At 66.0% G+C, this 19,461-nt stretch carries 20 protein-coding genes; 13 read left to right on the top strand and 7 right to left on the bottom strand.

The window, feature by feature from the left end; all coding sequences use genetic code 11:
• Positions 1 to 9 precede the first annotated feature (9 nt).
• From WAB17_RS10635 to WAB17_RS10590, 10 genes are all read left to right on the top strand, one after another.
• Positions 10 to 867, top strand: a complete 858-nt coding sequence (locus WAB17_RS10635; RefSeq protein WP_435417322.1) for an SIMPL domain-containing protein — start codon at positions 10 to 12, stop codon at positions 865 to 867.
• 2 nt (positions 868 to 869) lie between these two features.
• Complete coding sequence (locus WAB17_RS10630) at positions 870 to 1,232, top strand: bleomycin resistance protein (protein WP_435417321.1); 363 nt, start codon at positions 870 to 872, stop codon at positions 1,230 to 1,232.
• Positions 1,233 to 1,262: 30 nt separating this feature from the next.
• A complete protein-coding gene (locus tag WAB17_RS10625) occupies positions 1,263 to 1,697 on the top strand; it encodes a hypothetical protein (protein WP_435417320.1) in 435 nt (144 codons plus the stop codon).
• Entirely contained in the window at positions 1,640 to 2,482 is an 843-nt protein-coding gene (bla, locus tag WAB17_RS10620) for a subclass B1 metallo-beta-lactamase (RefSeq protein ID WP_435417319.1), read from the top strand. Before WAB17_RS10625 ends, bla begins: the two co-directional genes overlap by 58 nt.
• Positions 2,483 to 2,489: 7 nt before the next feature.
• Positions 2,490 to 3,131, top strand: a complete 642-nt coding sequence (locus WAB17_RS10615) for a phosphoribosylanthranilate isomerase (protein ID WP_435417318.1) — start codon at positions 2,490 to 2,492, stop codon at positions 3,129 to 3,131.
• A 52-nt stretch (positions 3,132 to 3,183) separates the two neighbouring features.
• Positions 3,184 to 4,395, top strand: coding sequence for a tryptophan synthase subunit beta (gene trpB / locus WAB17_RS10610; protein WP_435417317.1), 1,212 nt, complete (start codon positions 3,184 to 3,186; stop codon positions 4,393 to 4,395).
• A gap of 37 nt (positions 4,396 to 4,432) precedes the next feature.
• Positions 4,433 to 4,822: an endonuclease domain-containing protein gene (locus WAB17_RS10605; protein WP_435417316.1), complete on the top strand. Its 390-nt coding sequence runs from the start codon at positions 4,433 to 4,435 to the stop codon at positions 4,820 to 4,822.
• Positions 4,819 to 5,598, top strand: coding sequence for a tryptophan synthase subunit alpha (gene trpA / locus WAB17_RS10600; protein ID WP_435417315.1), 780 nt, complete (start codon positions 4,819 to 4,821; stop codon positions 5,596 to 5,598). Before WAB17_RS10605 ends, trpA begins: the two co-directional genes overlap by 4 nt.
• 38 nt (positions 5,599 to 5,636) lie before the next feature.
• Complete coding sequence (gene accD, locus WAB17_RS10595) at positions 5,637 to 6,488, top strand: acetyl-CoA carboxylase, carboxyltransferase subunit beta (protein WP_435417314.1); 852 nt, start codon at positions 5,637 to 5,639, stop codon at positions 6,486 to 6,488.
• A 106-nt stretch (positions 6,489 to 6,594) separates the two neighbouring features.
• Entirely contained in the window at positions 6,595 to 7,833 is a 1,239-nt protein-coding gene (locus tag WAB17_RS10590) for a bifunctional folylpolyglutamate synthase/dihydrofolate synthase (RefSeq protein WP_435419372.1), read from the top strand.
• A 31-nt stretch (positions 7,834 to 7,864) separates the two neighbouring features.
• Here the strand turns inward: WAB17_RS10590 and WAB17_RS10585 are convergent, their stop codons facing one another.
• Positions 7,865 to 9,589, bottom strand: coding sequence for an AmpG family muropeptide MFS transporter (locus tag WAB17_RS10585; RefSeq protein WP_435417313.1), 1,725 nt, complete (start codon positions 9,587 to 9,589; stop codon positions 7,865 to 7,867).
• 103 nt (positions 9,590 to 9,692) lie between these two features.
• On the opposite strand from WAB17_RS10585, the gene WAB17_RS10580 reads away from it, so the two are divergent.
• Both WAB17_RS10580 and rsmD read left to right on the top strand, forming a co-directional pair.
• Positions 9,693 to 10,502: a pseudouridine synthase gene (locus tag WAB17_RS10580; protein ID WP_435417312.1), complete on the top strand. Its 810-nt coding sequence runs from the start codon at positions 9,693 to 9,695 to the stop codon at positions 10,500 to 10,502.
• Positions 10,499 to 11,047, top strand: a complete 549-nt coding sequence (gene rsmD, locus WAB17_RS10575; protein WP_435417311.1) for a 16S rRNA (guanine(966)-N(2))-methyltransferase RsmD — start codon at positions 10,499 to 10,501, stop codon at positions 11,045 to 11,047. The genes WAB17_RS10580 and rsmD overlap by 4 nt, the downstream gene beginning before the upstream one ends.
• 28 nt (positions 11,048 to 11,075) lie before the next feature.
• Here rsmD and WAB17_RS10570 read toward each other — a convergent pair whose 3' ends face one another.
• Together WAB17_RS10570 and WAB17_RS10565 are read right to left on the bottom strand one after the other, a co-directional pair.
• Positions 11,076 to 11,537, bottom strand: coding sequence for a hypothetical protein (locus WAB17_RS10570; protein WP_435417310.1), 462 nt, complete (start codon positions 11,535 to 11,537; stop codon positions 11,076 to 11,078).
• 273 nt (positions 11,538 to 11,810) lie between these two features.
• Complete coding sequence (locus tag WAB17_RS10565) at positions 11,811 to 12,095, bottom strand: hypothetical protein (protein ID WP_435417309.1); 285 nt, start codon at positions 12,093 to 12,095, stop codon at positions 11,811 to 11,813.
• 150 nt (positions 12,096 to 12,245) lie between these two features.
• Between WAB17_RS10565 and WAB17_RS10560 the strand changes: the two genes are divergently transcribed.
• Complete coding sequence (locus tag WAB17_RS10560; protein ID WP_435417308.1) at positions 12,246 to 14,564, top strand: ATP-dependent helicase; 2,319 nt, start codon at positions 12,246 to 12,248, stop codon at positions 14,562 to 14,564.
• Positions 14,565 to 14,576: 12 nt separating this feature from the next.
• On the opposite strand, the gene WAB17_RS10555 is transcribed toward WAB17_RS10560, so the two are convergent.
• From WAB17_RS10555 to WAB17_RS10540, 4 genes are all read right to left on the bottom strand, one after another.
• Positions 14,577 to 16,355 (bottom strand): hypothetical protein, encoded by a 1,779-nt coding sequence (locus WAB17_RS10555; protein ID WP_435417307.1) that lies wholly within the window; start codon positions 16,353 to 16,355, stop codon positions 14,577 to 14,579.
• 110 nt (positions 16,356 to 16,465) lie between these two features.
• Positions 16,466 to 17,299 carry a sterol desaturase family protein gene (locus WAB17_RS10550; RefSeq protein ID WP_435417306.1) on the bottom strand — a complete coding sequence of 278 codons (834 nt, stop codon included), beginning with the start codon at positions 17,297 to 17,299 and terminating at the stop codon, positions 16,466 to 16,468.
• Positions 17,300 to 17,351: 52 nt separating this feature from the next.
• Positions 17,352 to 18,746: a DEAD/DEAH box helicase gene (locus WAB17_RS10545; RefSeq protein WP_435417305.1), complete on the bottom strand. Its 1,395-nt coding sequence runs from the start codon at positions 18,744 to 18,746 to the stop codon at positions 17,352 to 17,354.
• 129 nt (positions 18,747 to 18,875) lie between these two features.
• A complete protein-coding gene (locus tag WAB17_RS10540) occupies positions 18,876 to 19,427 on the bottom strand; it encodes a hypothetical protein (protein WP_435417304.1) in 552 nt (183 codons plus the stop codon).
• Positions 19,428 to 19,461 lie beyond the last annotated feature (34 nt).

The following is a 19,461-nucleotide window of genomic DNA, read 5'->3' as shown; positions in this document are numbered from 1 at the left end:
GGTCGGAACATGAGGAAATACGCGTTCGCACTGGCCGTCGCGGCCGTCGGCATGGGCGTGCCCGCGCAGGCACAGAATATCCAGGGCATGGGCATCCTGGCGCTGGATCCGGTGAACGAGGGGAACACCGTCCTGACGATGACCGGCAAGAGCGTGGTCAAGCGGCAGGCCGACGTGGCAATCCTGAGCGCGGGCGTGACGACCACCGGGGCGACGGCGGAAGAGGCCCTCCGCGCCAATTCCGCGCAGATGCAAAGCGTCCTTGCTGCCGCTCGCAGACTGGGAATTGCCGACGTGGACATGCAGACCAGCCAGGTGTCGGTCGTGCCGGTGATGGAGGACGAATTCGGCGCGCTGGCGTTCGATCCTCTGGCAATCGCCGATGCGGCAAGCGCGGCGGCCGATGCCGCCATGGCGGCTGCGAAGGCGATGGAAGAACCCGTGGCTGCGCCCGAAGCGCCCAAGATCGTCGGTTACCGCGCAGCCAATTCTGCCGTCCTCAAGCTGCGGCGGCCGGGCCAGTTCGGATCGCTCATCGATGGCCTCGTCAAGGCAGGCGCCAATACGGTGGACGGGCCGACCTTTATCCTCGAAGATTCTGTCGCAGCGGAAGAGGAAGCGCGCCGGGCGGCGATCCTCGACGCCCGCAAGCGCGCCGAGTTCTATGCCGCAGCGGCGGGCCTCAGGATCGTGCGCATCATCATGATCGACGAAGGCCGGACATCGGGCCTCTCGTCGAGCGGCAGGAGCTACGGCCTGATGGAGTTCGCTTCGCTCGATACCATGGATGTGACGACACCCGTCGCCACCGGCGAACTTGCCATTAACGGCAGCATCGGAATGATGTTCGAGCTGGCACCACAATAGCCATGGCCGACCACGCCACACCCAACCTGCCCGCGCGCGATTTCGATGCCGCCGAGGCGTTCTATGCCGCCCTCGGTTTTTCGACCGGGTGGAAGGACGGGGGATGGATGATCCTGAGGCGGGGCCGCGTGCAGCTCGAATTCTTCCCCTACCCCGACCTGGACCCTGCGACGAGTTCCTTCAGCTGCTGCCTGCGCCTCGACGACCTAGACTCGATGGTTGCCGCCTGTCGGGCCGCCGGGATCGAGGAGAAAACTGTCGGCTGGCCCCGCCTTCATGGCCCGAGACGCGAGGCGAGCGGATTGACGATCGCCTATCTGGTGGACCCGGATGGTACGTTGTTGCGGCTGATCCAGAATGATTGAAGCGCTAATCCTGACGGAGAACACTCGGCGATGAAATATGCAGTTGTGCTCGCCATGCTGGCATCGGCCGGGTCTCCCGCGACGGCCAACGGCATCAAGCGCTTCGAGTCCCTCCCTGCGTCGCAAAGCGAGGAAGCCGTCGCGCTGGTGCAAGACCTGTTCGCGTCGATCAACCAGCTTGGCGTCGAAAAGACCATGGCAGCCCGGTTTCCCAATTCCAAGGAGGCCGAAGGCATGTCGCTCCAGCAGGTCTATCGGACCTTCGACACGAGTTGCGGCCCCATTTCCGAGACCGAGCTGATCCGCGAACAGCCCTTCGGATCGATGGTCCTCGAACAGACCTATGTTACCCGCATGGGCGATTGCATCGTCAAGTGGGACATCGTCCTTGAACGACAGGACGGCCAATGGACCTTCAACTGGCTCAACTTCAACACGCTCACCGGCAACCGCTGGGAAATGTGATGCGCGCGGCTATCGCCATCGCCACCCTACTGCTTGCAGCCTGCGTGCCGGCGGAAATCCGCGCCCCGGTGGCGCAGCAGGAGGCCGGCCGCGATGTGGTGCGGTTCGGCGAGGTCTCTTTCACCGAGCTGGCCCCCGGCGTGTGGCAGCATACGACCTATCTCGACCTGATGGGTTTCGGGCCTGTCCCCTCCAACGGTCTGCTGGTGGTGGACGGTGACGCCACCCTGCTGGTCGATACCGCCTGGACCGATGCCCAGACCGCGCAGATCCTGCGCTGGGCCGCCGAGGTACTGGGCAAGCCGGTACGCGCGGCGGTCGTGACCCATGCCCACCAGGACAAGATGGGCGGCATCGGCGCGCTGGATGCTGCCGGTATCCAGAGCTGGGCCAACCCGCTCAGCAACCGGCTTGCGCCCGAAGAGGGCCTGCTCCCCACAAGCGATACGCTGGCCTTCGATGCCCAGGGCTGGGCGACGGGCGCGGGTGCGGCGGTGCTGGCTCCGCTCAAGGTCTATTTCCCGGGCGGGGCGCATACGCGCGACAACATCGTTGTCGGCCTGCCGGAACGCGGCCTCGCCTTCGGCGGCTGCATGATCAAGGGCAGCGATTCGTCCACACTGGGCAATCTCGGCGATGCCGACACCGCCGCCTACGCGCAGTCGGTGCGCAACTTCGGCACGGCCTTTCCCGATGCCGGCCTGATCGTGATGAGCCATTCTCCGGCCGAGGGGCGCAGGGCGATCCAGCACTCGCTTGAACTGGCGGAAAAACTCCAGCAATAGCGCCGCCATGACCGGCATTAAGATCTGCGGTATCGACCGGGCCGAAGCGCTCGAGGCGGCGATTGCGGCGCGGGCGAGCCATGTCGGGCTGGTGTTCTACCCGCCCTCGCCCCGCTTCCTGAAAAGGGCCGAGGCGGCCGCACTGGCCTCGCAGGCCAAGGGGCGGATCGAGCGGGTGGGACTGTTCGTCGACCCTGACGATGCGACACTGGCCGAAGGTGTCGCCACCGGGCTCGACGCGATCCAGCTGCATGGCGAGGAAAGCGCAGGCCGGGTGGCGGAGGTCAAGGCTCGGTTCGGGATCGAAGTGTGGAAGGTCCTCCCCGTGGCCAGCGAAAGCGATGTGGCGCGGGCCAAGGCCTATCACGGCGCGGCGGATTTCCTGCTGTTCGATGCCAAGACGCCCAAGGGCGTGCTGCCCGGCGGGATGGGCCTGCGGTTCGACTGGTCACTGCTCGCCGCCTATCGCGGCCCGACCGCCTGGGGCCTTGCTGGCGGGCTTAACCCCGGCAATGTCGCGGATGCCATCGCTCGCACGGGCGCTCCGCTCGTCGATGCCTCGAGCGGGATCGAAAGCGCGCCGGGCGTGAAGGATGTTGCCAAGATCGCAGCGTTCGGCGCGGCGGTGCGCACGGCACAAAGGCCGTGATGCCAACTAGCGTCTCGACTTCGCGCCCGCACGGCGGCATGGAGCGCACGCTATGAACACCCCCAATACCTTCCGCAACATGCCCGACGAACGGGGGCACTTCGGCGACTATGGCGGGCGCTATGTCGCCGAGACGCTGATGCCGCTGGTGCTCGACCTGGAGCGCGAATATCGCGCCGCACAGGCCGATCCGGCGTTCCAGGCGCAGTTCGACGACTTGCTCGAACATTACGTTGGTCGCCCTAGCCCGCTCTACTATGCAGAACGGCTGACCGAGGCGCTCGGCGGGGCGCAGGTGTGGTTCAAGCGCGACGAGCTCAACCACACCGGCGCACACAAGATCAACAATTGCATCGGCCAGATCCTGCTCGCCATGCGAATGGGCAAGACCCGCATCATCGCCGAGACCGGCGCGGGCCAGCACGGCGTTGCCACCGCCACGGTCTGCGCGCGCTTCGGCCTGCCCTGTGTCATCTACATGGGCGCGGAGGACGTGAAGCGGCAGTCGCCCAACGTGTTCCGCATGAAGCTGCTCGGCGCGGAAGTAGTGCCCGTCACCAGCGGCGCGGCGACGCTCAAAGATGCGATGAACGAGGGGCTGCGCGACTGGGTCGCGAACGTCCATGACACCTTCTACATCATCGGCACCGCCGCCGGCCCGCATCCCTATCCGGAGCTGGTGCGCGATTTCCAGAGCGTGATCGGCAAGGAGGCGCGCGCGCAGATGCTCGCCCGCACCGGCCGCCTGCCCGATCTGCTGGTGGCGGCGATTGGCGGCGGCTCCAATGCGCTCGGGCTGTTCCACCCCTTCCTCGACGATCCCGACGTGAAGATGCTCGGGGTCGAAGCGGCGGGTTACGGCCTCGACGGCGACCAGCACGCGGCCAGCCTGCTCGGCGGCTTCCCCGGCGTGCTCCACGGCAACAAGACCTATTTGCTGCAGGACGAGGACGGCCAGATCACCGAGGGCCACTCGATCAGCGCGGGGCTGGACTATCCCGGCATCGGGCCGGAACACGCCTGGCTCAAGGACATGGGCCGGGTTGAGTACACTGCCGTGACCGACCAGGAAGCGCTCGACGCCTTCCAGCTGCTGTGCCGGACTGAGGGCATCATCCCCGCGCTGGAACCCAGCCACGCCATCGCGGCGGTGGCCAAGGTTGCGAAGGCGATGGACCGCGACCAGATCATCCTCGCCAACCTCTGTGGCCGCGGGGACAAGGACATCTTCACCGTGGCGGAGAAGCTGGGAGTGGAAATCTAGCCCTCTCCCCTTCAGGGGAGAGGGTTGGGAGAGGGGAATGAGAAACGCAGACTTGCTCAAACGCGCCCAGGCAATGCGCAAGGACTTGCCCGAGCCGGAAATGCGCCTTTGGCTCGAATTACGCGCCAGCCGGTTTCGAGGGATCAAGTTTCGCAGACAGAAGGTGATAGGATCGTTCGTTGCCGATTTTGCAGCCAACGAGCCGAAACTGGTGATCGAGCTTGATGGCGATACCCATGCCGGACAAGAACGCTATGACGCCGAGCGGACGAAATTTCTGGAAAAGCAAGGATACAGGGTGATCAGGTTTGCGAACTCCGAAGTGATCGGGAATCTGGAAGGGGTGCTTGAGGCATTGGGCTTGGTGGTGGACGAATTATGTTCCCCTCTCCCAACCCTCTCCCCTGAAGGGGAGAGGGCTTCGTGACCCGCCTTTCCACCGCCTTCGCCAAACCCCACCCCGCGCTCGTCTGCTTTATCACGGCAGGCGATGGCGACACCGCGGCCAATCTCGACGCGCTGGTCGAGGGCGGCGCGGATGTGATCGAGCTGGGGATGCCCTTCACCGATCCCATGGCCGATGGCCCCGCGATCCAGGCCGCGAATTTGCGCAGCCTCGGTGCAGGCACGACCACGCGCGATGTCTTCATGATCGCCAACGAGTTTCGCGAGCGGCAGCCGGACGTGCCGCTGGTGCTGATGGGCTATGCCAATCCGATGGTGCGGCGCGGGCCGGAATGGTTCGCGGGCGAGTGCCAGGGCTGCGGCGTCGACGGCGTGATCTGCGTCGATATCCCGCCCGAGGAAGACGATGCCCTCGGCCCCGCGCTGCGCGCCGCCGGGATCGCCCCGATCCGCCTCGCCACGCCCACCACCGATGCCGCGCGCCTGCCGCAGGTGCTCGAGGGTTCGGCCGGGTTCCTCTACTATGTCTCAGTCGCCGGGATCACCGGCAAGCAGCAGGCGGCGCAGGCCAGCATCGAGGATGCCGTGGCGCGGCTCAAGGCCGCGACCGACATCCCCGTCGCGGTCGGCTTCGGCGTGCGCACGCCCGAGCAGGCCGGGGCCATCGCCAAGGTGGCGGACGGCGTTGTCGTCGGCAGCGCATTGGTCGAGCTGGTCGGCGAACATGGCGCGGATGCACCTGTGAAACTGCGCGATTACACGGCCTCGCTCGCGGCGGCTGTGCACGCGGCCCGCTAGGGCTTTTTTTGGCCGCGAATGGCGATTAAGGCACCTGCATGAACTGGTTCACACGCGTCAGAAACTCGCTCGGCTTCGGCCCGGACAAGCGCACCACCGACAAGGATCTCTGGATCAAGTGTCCCTCCTGTGCGGAGATGCTCTTCGTTAAGGAGTACGAGGACAACCAGATGGTCTGTCCGCGCTGCGACCACCATAGCCGCATCGGCGCGGACGAGCGGCTGCGGCAATTGCTCGACGCCGGCTACGAGGTGCTGCCCCAGCCGCAGGTTACCGAGGACCCGCTCAAGTTTCGCGACACCAAGAAATATCCTGACCGCCTGAAGGACGCGCGGGCCAAGAACCCCTATGCCGATGCCTTCACGGTCGGTTCGGGCGCGATCGACGGGCGCGCGGCGGTGGTCGGCGTGCAGGACTTCGGCTTCATGGGCGGATCGATGGGCATGGCCGTGGGCACCGCCTTCTGCGCCGGGGCGGAGCGGGCACTGGCCCGCAGATGCGCCTATGTCGTCGTCACCGCTGCCGGCGGCGCGCGGATGCAGGAAGGCATCCTCAGCCTGATGCAGATGCCCAAGGCGACCGTGATGACCCGCCGTCTGCGCGAAGCCGGGCTGCCCTATATCGTTGTGCTGACCGATCCCACCACCGGCGGCGTCACCGCCAGCTATGCCATGTTGGGCGACATCCATATCGCCGAACCGGGCGCGCTGATCGGCTTCGCCGGCCAGCGCGTGATCCAGGACACGATCCGCGAGCAATTGCCCGAAGGCTTCCAGCGGGCCGAGTATTTGCACAAGCATGGCATGGTCGACCGCGTGGTCCACCGGCATCAGCTGCGCGAGGAACTTGCGACGCTGCTGGATTACCTGGCACCGAAGGCGGCGGCCTAACACGCCCCTCCCGCTTGCGGGACGGGCCGGGGGTGGGCAAAGCGCCACCTATGCTGCACGGCGCGACTCACCCACCCCTAACCCCTCCCGCAAGCGGGAGGGGAAACTGATGGACTTCGCCAAATCCTCGCATCCCGGCGTCCAGGACCAGCTTGACCGGCTGGCGGCGCTCAGCGTGCCCGACGGGCGGCTGGGGTTGGAGACGATCCGACAGTTGCTCGCCCGGCTGGGCGACCCGCACACCCGCCTGCCGCCGGTCTTCCATGTCGCCGGCACCAACGGCAAGGGCTCGACCTGCGCCTTCCTGCGGGCGATGCTGGAGGCCGAGGGTTACCGCGTCCACGTCACCACCAGCCCGCACCTGGTGCGATACAACGAGCGCATCCGCCTCGCCGGGAAGCTGATCGAGGACGATCACCTCGCCGCTCTCCTGAAGGAAGTTCTCGAACAGATCGAAAGGCTTAATCCCAGCTTCTTCGAAGTCACCATAGCTGCTGCCTTTCTCGCCTTCAGCCGCGAACCAGCCGATGCCTGTGTGGTCGAGGTCGGGCTCGGCGGGCGGTTCGATGCGACCAATGTGCTGGGGCCGAAAGTCCTCGCCGCCTGCGGCATCGCCGCGCTTGGGATCGACCACGAACGCTTCCTGCTCGCGCCGGAGGACGGCGTGCCGACCGAACCGATGGCGCGGATCGCCTTCGAGAAGGCGGGGATTGCCAAGAAGGGCGTGCCGCTGGTGACGATCCCGCAGCCGCCGCTCGAGATGGCCACCATCGCCGCTGCGGCGGAGAGGGCGGGCGCGCCGCTCGTCCTGGCCGAGGCGGCGGCCGGCGAGCAGGTGGCTCTCGGCGGGGCGCACCAGCGCCTTAATGCGGGACTTGCCGCGGCCATGCTGCGCTGCCAGTCGCGCCTGCCCGTCAGCGACCAAGCGATCGCGCAGGGGTTCACCAGCGCCCGCTGGCCCGCCCGGCTCCAGCGCCTGTCGCCCGGCCCGCTCGCCGGTTCGCGCGAGGTCTGGCTGGACGGCGGGCACAATCCCTCGGCCGGTGCGGCGCTGGCGCGGCATTTCGCAGGGCAGCGGCTGCACCTCGTCATCGGCATGATCGCAGGCAAGGATCCGGCTGCGCTTACCGGCCCGCTCGCGCCGATGATCGCCGGCATCACGGTCGTTCCCGTGCCGACGCATGAGCATTTCGCGGCAGACGCTTTCGGGCCGGATGCGCAGGCCGCGCGGGACGTTCCGGCCGCCCTCGCCGCCCTGCCCGACGACGGGCTGCCGGTATTGATCGCTGGCTCGCTCTACCTCGCGGGCGAGGTGCTGCGGCTTAACGACGAAGTGCCGGACTGAACCCCTCTCCCCCTGCGGGAGAGGGAACGGTTCACCCCGCCGCCACGGCCTCCGGCGCCACCACCCCCGCGCGCTGGCCCATCTTCGCCTGCCGCACCCATTCGGCCACGCACAGCACCACCGCGCCTAGCCCGATCCAGGTCGTCAGCACGAAGACCGGGTAATAGCCCTGCTGCTCGATCATCTGGCCCAGCGCCCCGCGCCCCAGCGTGCCGACCAGCATCGTCAGCGACGACAACAGCGCATATTGCACCGCGGCGTATTTCTTGTTCACGATCGAACTCAGCCAGGCGACATAGGCCGCACCGGCGACGCCGATGGCGAGGTTTTCCCACATCACGGTGAAGGTCAGTCGCGCCAGCGCGTCGGAACCGAAGGGGGCGATGGTCTCGATCAGGCGGGAAAAACCGATCGCATCGCTCGCCGCCTGCATCCGCGCCCCGCCCACGGCCATGTCGGCATAGAGCAGGTTGGTCAGCGCGGCGGCGATGCCGCCCAGCACCAGCGTCGCCATGCGGCCGATGACCGTCAGCAGGAAACCGCCCAGCGCCAGGCCCGCGATAACCGCGCCGACGCCGAAGAACTTGGAGGCGAAGGCGACCTCGTCGTTGGTGTACTTCAGCTCGCCGAGGTAGAACGGATAGGCGAAGGTGCCCCAGATCGAATCGCAGATACGGTAGGTCAGCACCACCGTCAGGATCAGCACCAGCGACCAGCCCATCCTGCCGACGAATTCGACCAGCGGCATCACCAGCGCGCGGTAGAGGTGGTCGAGCGTCGCGCCCTTGCCGCTGGCGGGTGGCAGGTCTTCGGCCAGCACGCCCTCCCCCTTGGCCTTCTGCGAGGCGAGCCAGCCCGCGATCAGCGCAGGGATGACTACCGTCGCGACGATGATCCACGGCCCCCATGTGATGGTGAAAGCGGTCGGGTCCGGGCGGTCTTCGGGCGCATAGGCCATCGACATGTACATGAAGGTCACCACCCCGACGATGGCGACTGCCCACAGCGTGCCGACCGCCGCCAGCGCCCGCGCGCGGACCTGTGGTTGCAGCTCGCCCTGCTGGCGCAGCGAGCGGAGAAGTTCGTCCTCGGCCTGGTTCACCGCCGCCTCGCCGGTGGCGGAATCGGGGGCGAACAGCCCGGCGATGCCGATGGCGACGAGGATCGCGCCCATCATCAGATACGTCTGCGGCCAGCCGATGCGCGCGGCGATGATCAGGCCCAGTGCGCCGCCGACCAGCGCCGCGAGGCGGTAGCCCATCTGGTAGATGGTGGAGAGGATATCGAGCGTCGCCTTCTCGTCCGCGACGTCGATGCGCCAGGCGTTGATGGCGATGTCCTGCGTCGCGCTGGCGAGCGCGCCGATCCCGGCCAGCAGCGAGAACCAGCCCATGGTGCTGTTGCTCGGCTGGGTCAGGCTGAGCGCGATCAGGATCGCGCCGAGCAGGATCTGCGCCGGAACGATCCACTGCTTGCGCTTGCCCAGCCGCGCGAAGCCGGGGATGTTGACCTTGTCGATCAGCGGCGACCACAGGAACTGGAAGGCATAGGCGAGCCCGATCAGCGAGAAGACGCCCATCGTCTCGAGTTCGACCTCGGCTTCGGACAGCCATGCATAGAGCGTGCCGAGGAACAGCGCGAAGGGCAGGCCGCTGGCGAAGCCGAACAGCAGCATGAAGCCGGTCTTGCGCTGGCCCAGCGCCCGGATCGCCACCCGCCAGCCGGGCTTCTTCGTCACTGCCGCCGTTTCGCTCATCGAGATACTCCCTCTTGTCCCTTCCCTAGCGCGGCGCGGCGCCAAGGGAAGCCCTGCCCCAACGCGCTTCCACCGCATCGTGTTGGCGTGTAGGGGCGCGGGCATGACCCGTGCTTACAACCCTCCCGGCAAACCACAGCAACCCAAGCCAAAAGCTGAACGGGCCGCCGACCGGCCTGACGGCGACCGTATCGCCAAGCTGCTCGCCCGCGCCGGTGTCGCCAGCCGCCGCGAGATCGAGCGGATGATCGGCGAAGGGCGCGTGGCGGTGGGCGGCAAGGTCATCGATACCCCTGCAACCTTTCTCGAAAGCCTCAATGGGGTGACGGTGGACGGCAAGCCGGTCGGCACGGCGGAGGAAACGCGGCTGTTCGTGTTCCACAAGCCCGCCGGACTGCTGACGGCCGAATACGATCCCAAGGGCCGCCCGACGATCTACGACGCGCTGCGAAACGCCCTGCCGAAGGATGCCGGGCGGGTGATGCCGATCGGCCGGCTCGACTATAACACCGAAGGGCTGCTGCTGCTGACCAACGACGGCGAACTTAAGCGGCGGATGGAGCTGCCATCGAGCGGCATCCCGCGCACCTACCGCGCCCGCGCCTTCGGCGAGATTACCCAGGAACAGCTCGAAAGCCTGATCGAAGGAATCGAGATCGACGGCATGCGCTACGGCCGGATCGACGCCAACATGGAACGCCGGACCGGGCGCAACCAGTGGATCGAAATGACCATTACCGAAGGCAAGAACCGCGAAATCCGCCGCGTGCTCGAACATTTCGGGCTGGAGGTCAGCCGCCTGATGCGAACGTCCTACGGACCGTTCGAACTGGCCGACCTGCCGCGCGGGCAGGCCGCCGAAATCCACAAGGGCGACCTCGCCAGGTTCCTCGGGACGCTCAAGAAATCATGAGAATCATCGCCGGCGAATGGCGCGGGCGCAAGCTCGTCGCGCCCAAGGGCGACGGTACCAGGCCGACGGCCGACCGCACGCGCGAGACGCTGTTCTCGATGCTCGCCAGCCGGCTCGGCAGTTTCGAGGGGCTGTCGGTGCTCGACCTGTTCGCAGGCTCCGGCGCGCTGGGGCTGGAGGCGCTGTCGCGCGGCGCGGCCCAGTGCCAGTTCGTCGAGCAGGACAAGTCCGCGCTCGATTCGATCCGCGCCAATATCGCCAGCCTCGGCGCGCGCGAGCGAACGACTGTTATGGCCGGGTCCGTCATGACCCTCGGCCCTGCCCGCGGTCCCGCCGACCTGATCCTCGCTGACCCTCCTTATGCGACCGGCGCGGGCGAAGTCGCGCTCGACAAGCTGTTGCGGCTCGGCTGGATCGGCCCGGCGACGTGGATCGCGCTGGAAACTTCGGCCAGGGAAATGGTCGACATCAAGGGCCTCGAAATCGAGTCCGAGCGCAAGGTAGGGAAGGCGAAGCTGACCATCCTTCGCCTTCCCACCCCCTGATGCGCCGCTGTTACGGTTCGTATCCGGTCTAGCGGTCCTGCGGCGGGCGAGCCTGAGCCCGGTTCTGCAATTCCTGCTCGATCGCTTCCCACGCCGCTGCGCGCTGCGTCTCGTCCAGCCCGGCAAGCTGCACCTTGTATGCATCGGTCAGCAGCCAGAAGGTTTCCTGGCGCGGCGGGGGTAGCGAGCGGTAATAGGCCTGCACATTCGCCGGCCACGAGGCCATCGCGGCCTGGCGCTGCTGCGGGGTGACGGCGGCGCCGTTTTCCTCCGCAGCGGCGGGCGCGTCCCCGACTGGGGGAGCGGTGTTGACCGGGGGAGCCTCCGGCGTGCCGGTATCGGGCGCAGGGGTATCGGGTGCAGGGGTATCGGGCGGAACCTGCGCGGGTTTCGCCGAATGATGTTGCGGCATGTCCTGCGGTACGGTGTCCGCCAAAGCGGGTACAGCCAGCATACCGGTGGCCAGGACGACGAGGGACGATTTACGCATGGGATACTCCTTTGGTTGTTCCCGTGCGCGACGAACGCGACCCGCTTCCTTTTGGAAGCCCGACCGCTATTCCATTGTCTTCGTTACGCTTCAACCGCGGGCCGCGACGTTCGTCCCGCCTGCCCATCGCCCCGCCCGCTTCGGTGCCGGAAACGCGGCCAGCGGTTCGTCGCTGGCGCAAAAAAGGGCGGATGTGCCATGGCACACCCGCCCGTCCTGCGCGGCGGAAGCTGTCGGGTGGCTCCTGCAGCCTGCCGCGCGAGGATCCGCCGATCAGTTCGCGTCGGGGCGATAGGTCGCTGCGGGCCGATTGCCCCAGTTGAGACCGGCCTCGCGCGGATTGATGCATCCGTCGGTCATGCTTTCGTTGAGGCAGACCTCTACCACAGTATCGCCGATCCGGACCTTGGTCGCCTGGCCGCGCGCATTGCGCTCCACCACCTCGGCCTTGACTTTTACAGTCGGTGCGGCGGGTTCGGCGGGCTGGGCCGTTGCCGCAGCGGCGGCGAAACTGGCCATGCTCAATACGCCGAGCGTTCCTGCAACGAAGGTCTTCATATCCTTTTCCCTTCAATCCTGTGCGGTCGTCACCGTCCTTGCCCCCATAATGACGAAGGGCGCATGCGGTTCCGCAAGGAATGAACGGGCAAGGCTTGCCCCCCTGCCCCATGTTCCCTAACTGTTCGCCAGCAGCATGACCGACGCAAGATGACCGACAGCGCCACCCTCTACCCCCTCGCCATCGCCGCCGGCGACAACGGCTTGCCGCCTTACGCGGAACGGCTCAACCTGCCCCAGCGCGAGGCGGTGCTGACGAGCGAAGGCCCGGTGCTGATGCTGGCGGGTGCAGGAACGGGCAAGACGGCGGCGCTGACCGCGCGGCTCGCGCATCTGATCGCGATGCGCAAGGCGTGGCCGAGCGAGATCCTCTGCGTCACCTTCACCAACAAGGCCGCGCGCGAGATGCGCCACCGCGTCGCCCAGCATATCGGCGATGCGGTGGAAGGGATGCCATGGCTCGGCACATTCCATTCGATCTGTGCCAAGATGTTGCGCCGCCATGCCGAGCTGGTGGGGCTGCAACCCAACTACACCATCATCGACACCGACGACCAGTTGCGGCTGCTCAAGGCACTGATCCAGCAGAACGACCTCGACGAGAAGCGCTGGCCCGCGCGCCAGCTGGCCGGGCTGATCGACGGGTGGAAGAATCGCGGCCTAAACCCCGGCGATCTCGATGCGGTGGACAATGAGTCCTATGCCAACGGCAAGGGGCAGCAGTTCTACCAGCTCTACCAGGACCGGCTGAAGGCACTCAACGCCTGCGATTTCGGCGACCTGCTGCTGCACATGCTCAACATCTTCCGCCGCAATCGCGAGGTGCTGGAGCAGTACCAGCAGCGCTTCAAATATATCCTGGTCGACGAATACCAGGACACCAACGCCGTCCAGTACCTGTGGCTGCGGCTGCTGGCGCAGGCGCGCAAGAACATCTGCGTGGTGGGCGACGACGACCAGTCGATCTATTCCTGGCGCGGCGCGGAAGTGGCCAACATCCTGCGCTTCGAGCGGGACTTTCCCGGCGCGAAGGTGATCAAGCTGGAGCAGAACTATCGCTCCACTCCGCACATCCTCGCCGCCGCATCGGGCCTGATCGCCAGCAACAGCCAGCGGCTCGGCAAGACGCTGTGGACCGAAGTCAACGCGGGCGAAAAGGTCCGCGTGATCGGCGTGTGGGACGGTCCGGAAGAAGCCCGCCGCGTGGGGGAGGAGATCGAACGGGTCGAGCGCGAAGGCGTGCCGCTGGACGAGATCGCCATCCTCGTGCGCGCGCAGTACCAGACCCGCGAATTCGAGGACCGCTTCATCCAGATCGGGCTGAACTACCGGATCATTGGCGGTTTCCGTTTCTACGAGCGGGCCGAGATCCGCGATGCGCTGGCGTACCTGCGCGTCATCGCGCAGCCGCAGGACGACCTCGCCTTCGAGCGCATCTACAATCAACCCAAGCGGGGCCTCGGCGCGAAGACGCTGGAAAAGATGCACCAGCATGCGCGGCGCACCGGCTTGCCGCTGGCCGCCGCCTCGCTGCAACTGGCCGACAGCGACGAGCTTCCCGCCCGCGCGGCCGGCACCATCGGCGGCCTGATGCGGCAGTTCCTGCACTGGCAATCGCGGGCCGAACAGATTGCCCCGTCGGACCTGCTGCGCGAAGTCATGGACGAGACCGGCTACACCGCCATGCTGGAGGCGGAGAAGACCGCCGAGGCCAAGGGGCGGCTGGAGAACCTGTCCGAACTCGCCCGCGCGATGGAGGAATACGAGACGCTCGGCGATTTCCTCGAACACGTCAGCCTGGTGATGGACAACGACGCCGGCCCGGACGAGGAAAAGGTCACCATCATGACCATGCACGCGGCGAAGGGGCTGGAGTTCAACCACGTCTTCCTGCCCGGATGGGAAGAAGGCGTGTTCCCCAGCCAGCGCGCGCTCGACGAAGGCGGGCTCGCATCGCTGGAGGAAGAACGCCGCCTGGCTTATGTGGCGATCACCCGCGCCCGGCGGCGCTGCACTATCCTCCACGCCGCCAACCGCCGTATCTACGGCCAGTGGACCAGCAGCATCCCCAGCCGCTTCATCGAGGAACTGCCGGCCGATCAGGTGGAGCAGGAAACCACCCTCACCGGCGGTGCTTCGCTCTGGCGCGCGGGCCTTTCCGAACAGGACGACCCCTTCGCCCATGTCGTGCGCGACCGCCCCGAACGCTCGCAGCAGCGCGGCCCCGGCTGGCAGCGCGCGCTCACCAGCGGCTACGACACCAAGCAGGCGGTGGTTAAGGAAAGCCAGCGCAGCGCCGCCAGCTTCGCCGCCAAACCCCGCACCGACATCGCCGTCGGCGCGCGCGTATTTCACGACAAGTTCGGCTATGGCGTGGTCACCGACCAGGAAGGCAACAAGCTCGAAATCGAGTTTGAGAAGGCCGGGACCAAGCGGGTGATCGACAGCTTCGTGACCGTGGCGGGGTAGGTTGTTGCCAGGCTAGATCCGGTCCATCCGGGGCTTGCGCGACCCGCCCCGCCAGACTGCCCTGAACGCTTTTTCGGCGCTCCGCCTCTCCAGCCTGTTCCCTAGTTTAGCTTCCGCCTGGGCCAGGCCATAAAGCGCAAGTGCGCTGTTCGGGGCATCGAAAAGAGCAGCCTTAAACGCCTGCTTGGCGTCCTCGTAGCGGCCGGTCTTGTAATAGGCTGCGCCCAGCGACTGCTGCACCGGATAATACCAGAACGGAGGTTCGTTGTAGGGTATCTTCTTCTGCATTTCGGCAGCCGCAGCGAAATGGCCGATCGCCTGCCCCGGCCGGGATTGTGCCATGGCCTTGCGACCCTTGGCGACTTCCACAGCCAGCGAAATGATCAGCGGGGCCGGGAAGCCGTTCGCGTCCATCCGCTCGACACTGGCAGATTTCGCGAGCCGTTCCATGGCGGAAATCTCGGCATCGAAATTCCCCAGCTTCGGCTTGAGGGCCAGCGCCACCGCACGCGAATAATGCCGCATCGCCTCGACATACTCCAGCGGATGCGCCGTGGCAGTCCGCGCCAGGATGGTTTCCGGCGAGGAATATTGCGCATAGGCGAAGAATGGGGCGGCATAGATCGCCTGCACCCAGGCAAGCTTGCTGCCTGTTTCGGTATCGATAATGCTTTCAAGCTTGGCGGCCTGCTGCACCACTGTCGCAAGATCGCCCATCGCCTGCGCCGACGTCAGCAGGAAATGCACGTTGTGCGGATAGTACCCGAACCGGACAAGACCGTCGTCACCCACCTCGCGCAGATAGGCCTCGTCGGCCTCCACCGCCTTCATGTTCGCCTCGATAGAATCTTGGTAGCGGCCTAGCCGGTAGTAAACGTGCGCCGGCATGTGCACGAGGTGCCCAAGTGCCTTGGGGGCATGCTGGCGCAAAAGGTCCGCAGCAGCCTCGGCCTTGGCCGGTTGGGGCAATTCCAGCAAGTGGATGTAGAGATGGGCCGCCTGGGGATGACGGGGGTTACGCCGCATGACCTTTTCGATCCGCGCCACCCCCTCGGCAATAAACGCCACAGGCTGCCCTTCATCCGTCCAGTAGTTCCACGGGCTGGTGTTCATGGCAGCTTCGGCCGCGAGTACCGCCAGATCGTCGCTGTCAGGGTAACGCGCTGACAATTCCAGCATCGCCTGGGCATAGCTGCGATCAAGTGCGGAGCGATCGGCATCGGCAGCATCCGAATAGCGTGCCTGCTGCGCCGCAATCAGCGCCTGCGTGAACGGCGATGCGCCCCTTGCCAGCCTTGTGGCCTCGGCCAGTGCCCGCAAGGCCGACCGGTTCTGCGCGTCGTCCATCGCAGCATTGATGTTGGGACCGTTCGCCATTGCCTCGCCCCACCAGCACTCGACACAGCCCGGATCGATTTCCTGCGCGCGCCTGAAAGAGCGAATGGCCGCCACATGGTTGAACCCATATGCGAAAGCCAGGCCCTGGTCGAAATAGCGCCGCGCCTCAGGATCCATCCTGTCCAGCGGCAGGTCGGACGGGGTTATGCCGGAATAGAGCACGGCCGGCCCCGTCCCCAGCCCCTGTTCCCTCGCCACCTGGCTTGCCAAGGCCAGGCGCGCGGCGAGGACCCGCTTCGATCCTGTCGCATCCCGGCAGGCACTGCGCGCCGCGAGCGTAGGATCGAACGCTGCAGGAGCGTCGTTGCGCACCGCTCGCGCGGCATCGTCCGTCGTGCTTCCCGGCAGGAGCCCGGCCAGCATAGCCAAGACGAAAGCGGTCGGACCTTGCATCGCGTTTCCCCTCGAAAGGCAATCGCGACCCTGCCACGATCATACCATCTCGATAGGGACGAATCCATCACCTGCGGGGAACCTTCGTGTCACCCTCTGCCCGGGCGCGATCAGGCTTCGGCGATTTCCCGCGGTGCATCGACCCGTCGGCTGCCTGCCCAGGCCGCGAATGGACGCGCCAACTCGCCGAGGAAGCCGCGCGAGCCCCCGTCCACACCGGTCCGACAATCGACGAAGGGTGCCGGGTCGATATAGGTTCCAAACACCCTGTCCCACAGGGTCAGGACGCCGCCGTAATTGCTGCCGCAAAGTTCGAGATCGTCGATATGGTGCAGCCTGTGCGCAGCGGGCGAAATCAGCCAGCGGCCCAGCGGCCCGAATGTCCACGGCAGGTCGGCGTGGATGAAGTATCCCCACCCGCTCCTTACCGCAGCACAGGCGGCGATAGCCCAAAGCGGCAGCCCGAGAAGCAGCAGCAGGACCGTATCGACGAACATCGCCAGCACATAGGCCAGCGGATGTTTGCGCAGGAGCGCCAGCCAGGTCATGGCCTCATCGGAGTGGTGGACGGCATGCACCGGCCACAGCAGTGGGTGGTGCTCGATCCGGTGCCGCCAATAGACGACGAATTCGCCGACCAGCATGGTGACGGCCAGAACCAGCACGGGGCTGGCATCGTGCCAGAAGGGGCCGCCCACAGCGATTGCCGCAAGGCCCTTTTCCCACATCGCTGCAATACCCGCGAGAACGCTGGCAAGTAGGACGTAGTTGATCCCCACGAGCGCGAGGTTGGTCCGCGTTTCGCGGCCCGTCCGCCGGATGGTGGCTGCCACCCTTCCCCGCTTCAGGACAAGCGCGAGTATGCCGAATGCCAGCGCGGGGGGCGCGAGCATGGGCAGCAAGTCCCACGTCGTTTTACCCAGAGTGGCTGCAAGTGTATCCATGGCGCCTTCCATGCGCCATTCAGGGTAAGCGAAGTGTTAAAGACCGGCCCGATCAGCGCCCGAGAGTGACATCCAGGAAGCCGGGGCGCGGCCCGTTCCATTCGCCGGGTTTGGTCGGCGGATCCTGCGGTTCACCGCGTCGCGGTGCCCGCTCTGCCCGGGGCTCTGCCCGCCGCTCATCGCGCGGACGTTCTTCACGCGGTCGTTCTTCCCGTTCCGGACGGCGCGGTTTGCGAACGCGTTCTTCGCTCGGTTCGCGGTCCTGCCGGGCGCGGCGCGGCTCTTCGTCACGCGGCTCGGGTTCGGGCGCCGGCTTCAGTTCGACGCGCACGTCGGCCTTGCCGAAGACCGGGATTTTGGCGCCCGTCAGCTTCTCGACATTGTCGATCGCCTCGGCATCTTCCGGTGCGACAAAGGTAAAGGCGCGGCCCTTGGCCCCGGCGCGGCCGGTGCGGCCGATGCGGTGGACATAGTCATCGGGATGCCAAGGCGTGTCGAAGTTGAACACGTGGCTGACGCCCTTGATATCCAGCCCGCGCGCGGCAACGTCGGATGCCACCAGAATGGTCACATCCCCGCTCTTGAACCGTTCGAGTTCCTTGATCCGGCTCGACTGGTCCATGTCACCATGGATCTCGCTCGAGGAGAAGCCGTGACTTTGCAGGCTCTTGTTGATCTCGCGCACGGTGGTCTTGCGGTTGGCGAAGATGATGGCGGTCTCGACCAGGTCGTTGCGCAGCAGCCAGCGCAGCGTCTCGCGCTTCTGGCGGGTCGGGACATTGACGCGGAAAGCGGTGATGTCCTTGTTGGTGGTTGCTGCCCGTGCAGTCTCGATCCGCTTGGGATTGCTCAGGAACTTCTTCGCCAGCTTCTCGATCGGCGGCGGCATGGTGGCGCTGAACAGCATGGTCTGGCGCGTTTCGGGCAGTTTCGAGCAGATGAACTCGATATCGGGGATGAACCCCATGTCGAGCATCCGGTCGGCCTCGTCGATCACCAGCAGTTCGCAGCCGTTGAGCATGATCTTGCCGCGTTCGAACAGGTCCATCAACCGGCCCGGCGTGGCGATCAGAACATCGACGCCTTCGTTCAAGGCCTTGAGCTGGTCACCCATCTGCACCCCGCCGATCAGCAGCGCCATCTTGAGATCGTGGTTGACGCCGTATTTCTCGAAGTTCTCGGCGACCTGCGCCGCAAGTTCGCGGGTCGGCTCGAGGATCAGAGAACGCGGCATCAGCGCGCGGCGGCGGCCGTTGGCCATGATGTCGATCATCGGCAGCACGAAGCTTGCGGTCTTGCCCGTGCCGGTCTGGGCGATGCCGATGATGTCCTTCATCATCAACACCGGCGGGATCGCCTGCGCCTGGATGGCGGTGGGTTCGCTGTAACCGGCCGCTTCGACCGCCTTCAGCAATTCGGGAGAGAGGCCGAGATCGGCAAAGGTCATTCAGATGTCCGGGTTTGCTAGCCCGGTCCTGTCGGGACAAGGCAGATGAAGCGCAGGGCATCCTGCGCTGGCGCGCCCATCGCCAAATTGCACCGAAATGTCAAGAAATCCCCTCGGTGGGGATCGCCGTCAGTCCCTCTGCTGTTCCAGCCGGTAGAACTTCGACACCTCGCACTTGGTACCGCTCCGCGATTGCAACTGGTCGCGGTCGATGCAGAGATTGCCGTCCCTACTCGGCTCGACGTAAAAACCGGAATAGAAATCGCGTGCCAGGCAGGCCTTTTCGAGCTTGGCGCTGATCATCTGCCGATTGCGCATGAACAGGATGAGCTTGTTGGCACTGCCGGTCTGCACGGCGACGACATCCTTCAGGCCGATACATTTGCCCATGCCCCGTTCCTTCATCTTCGCCCCGATGGCGACGGGCTGGATATCGCCGGCTGAGGAGCGTGGTCGAGCAGGCGAAATCCGGATCACGACGCGTTGCTCGATACGAACCTGGTGCGGGAGCCGCTCGCCGGTCCAGGGGTCAAGGCCTTGCAAGCCCTTATCCGCCTCGAACGGACGCGCCTCGACGGGCAGCTTGCCCGCGCCGACACCATGCCCTTCCCCGTCGTCGCCTGTCATCACGACAGGCAACAGCAGGGCGATCGGCGCAACAAGGGCTGCCCAGTTCAACATGACCTGAAAGTCGAGAAGCCTCCCCAAACTTGAC

This window comes from Parerythrobacter aurantius, from assembly GCF_045291475.1.
In the GTDB taxonomy this organism is placed as follows: Bacteria; Pseudomonadota; Alphaproteobacteria; order Sphingomonadales; family Sphingomonadaceae; genus Parerythrobacter; species Parerythrobacter aurantius.
The sequence above is the reverse complement of the archived record's forward strand: the minus strand, read 5'-3'. Positions and strand labels throughout refer to the sequence as shown.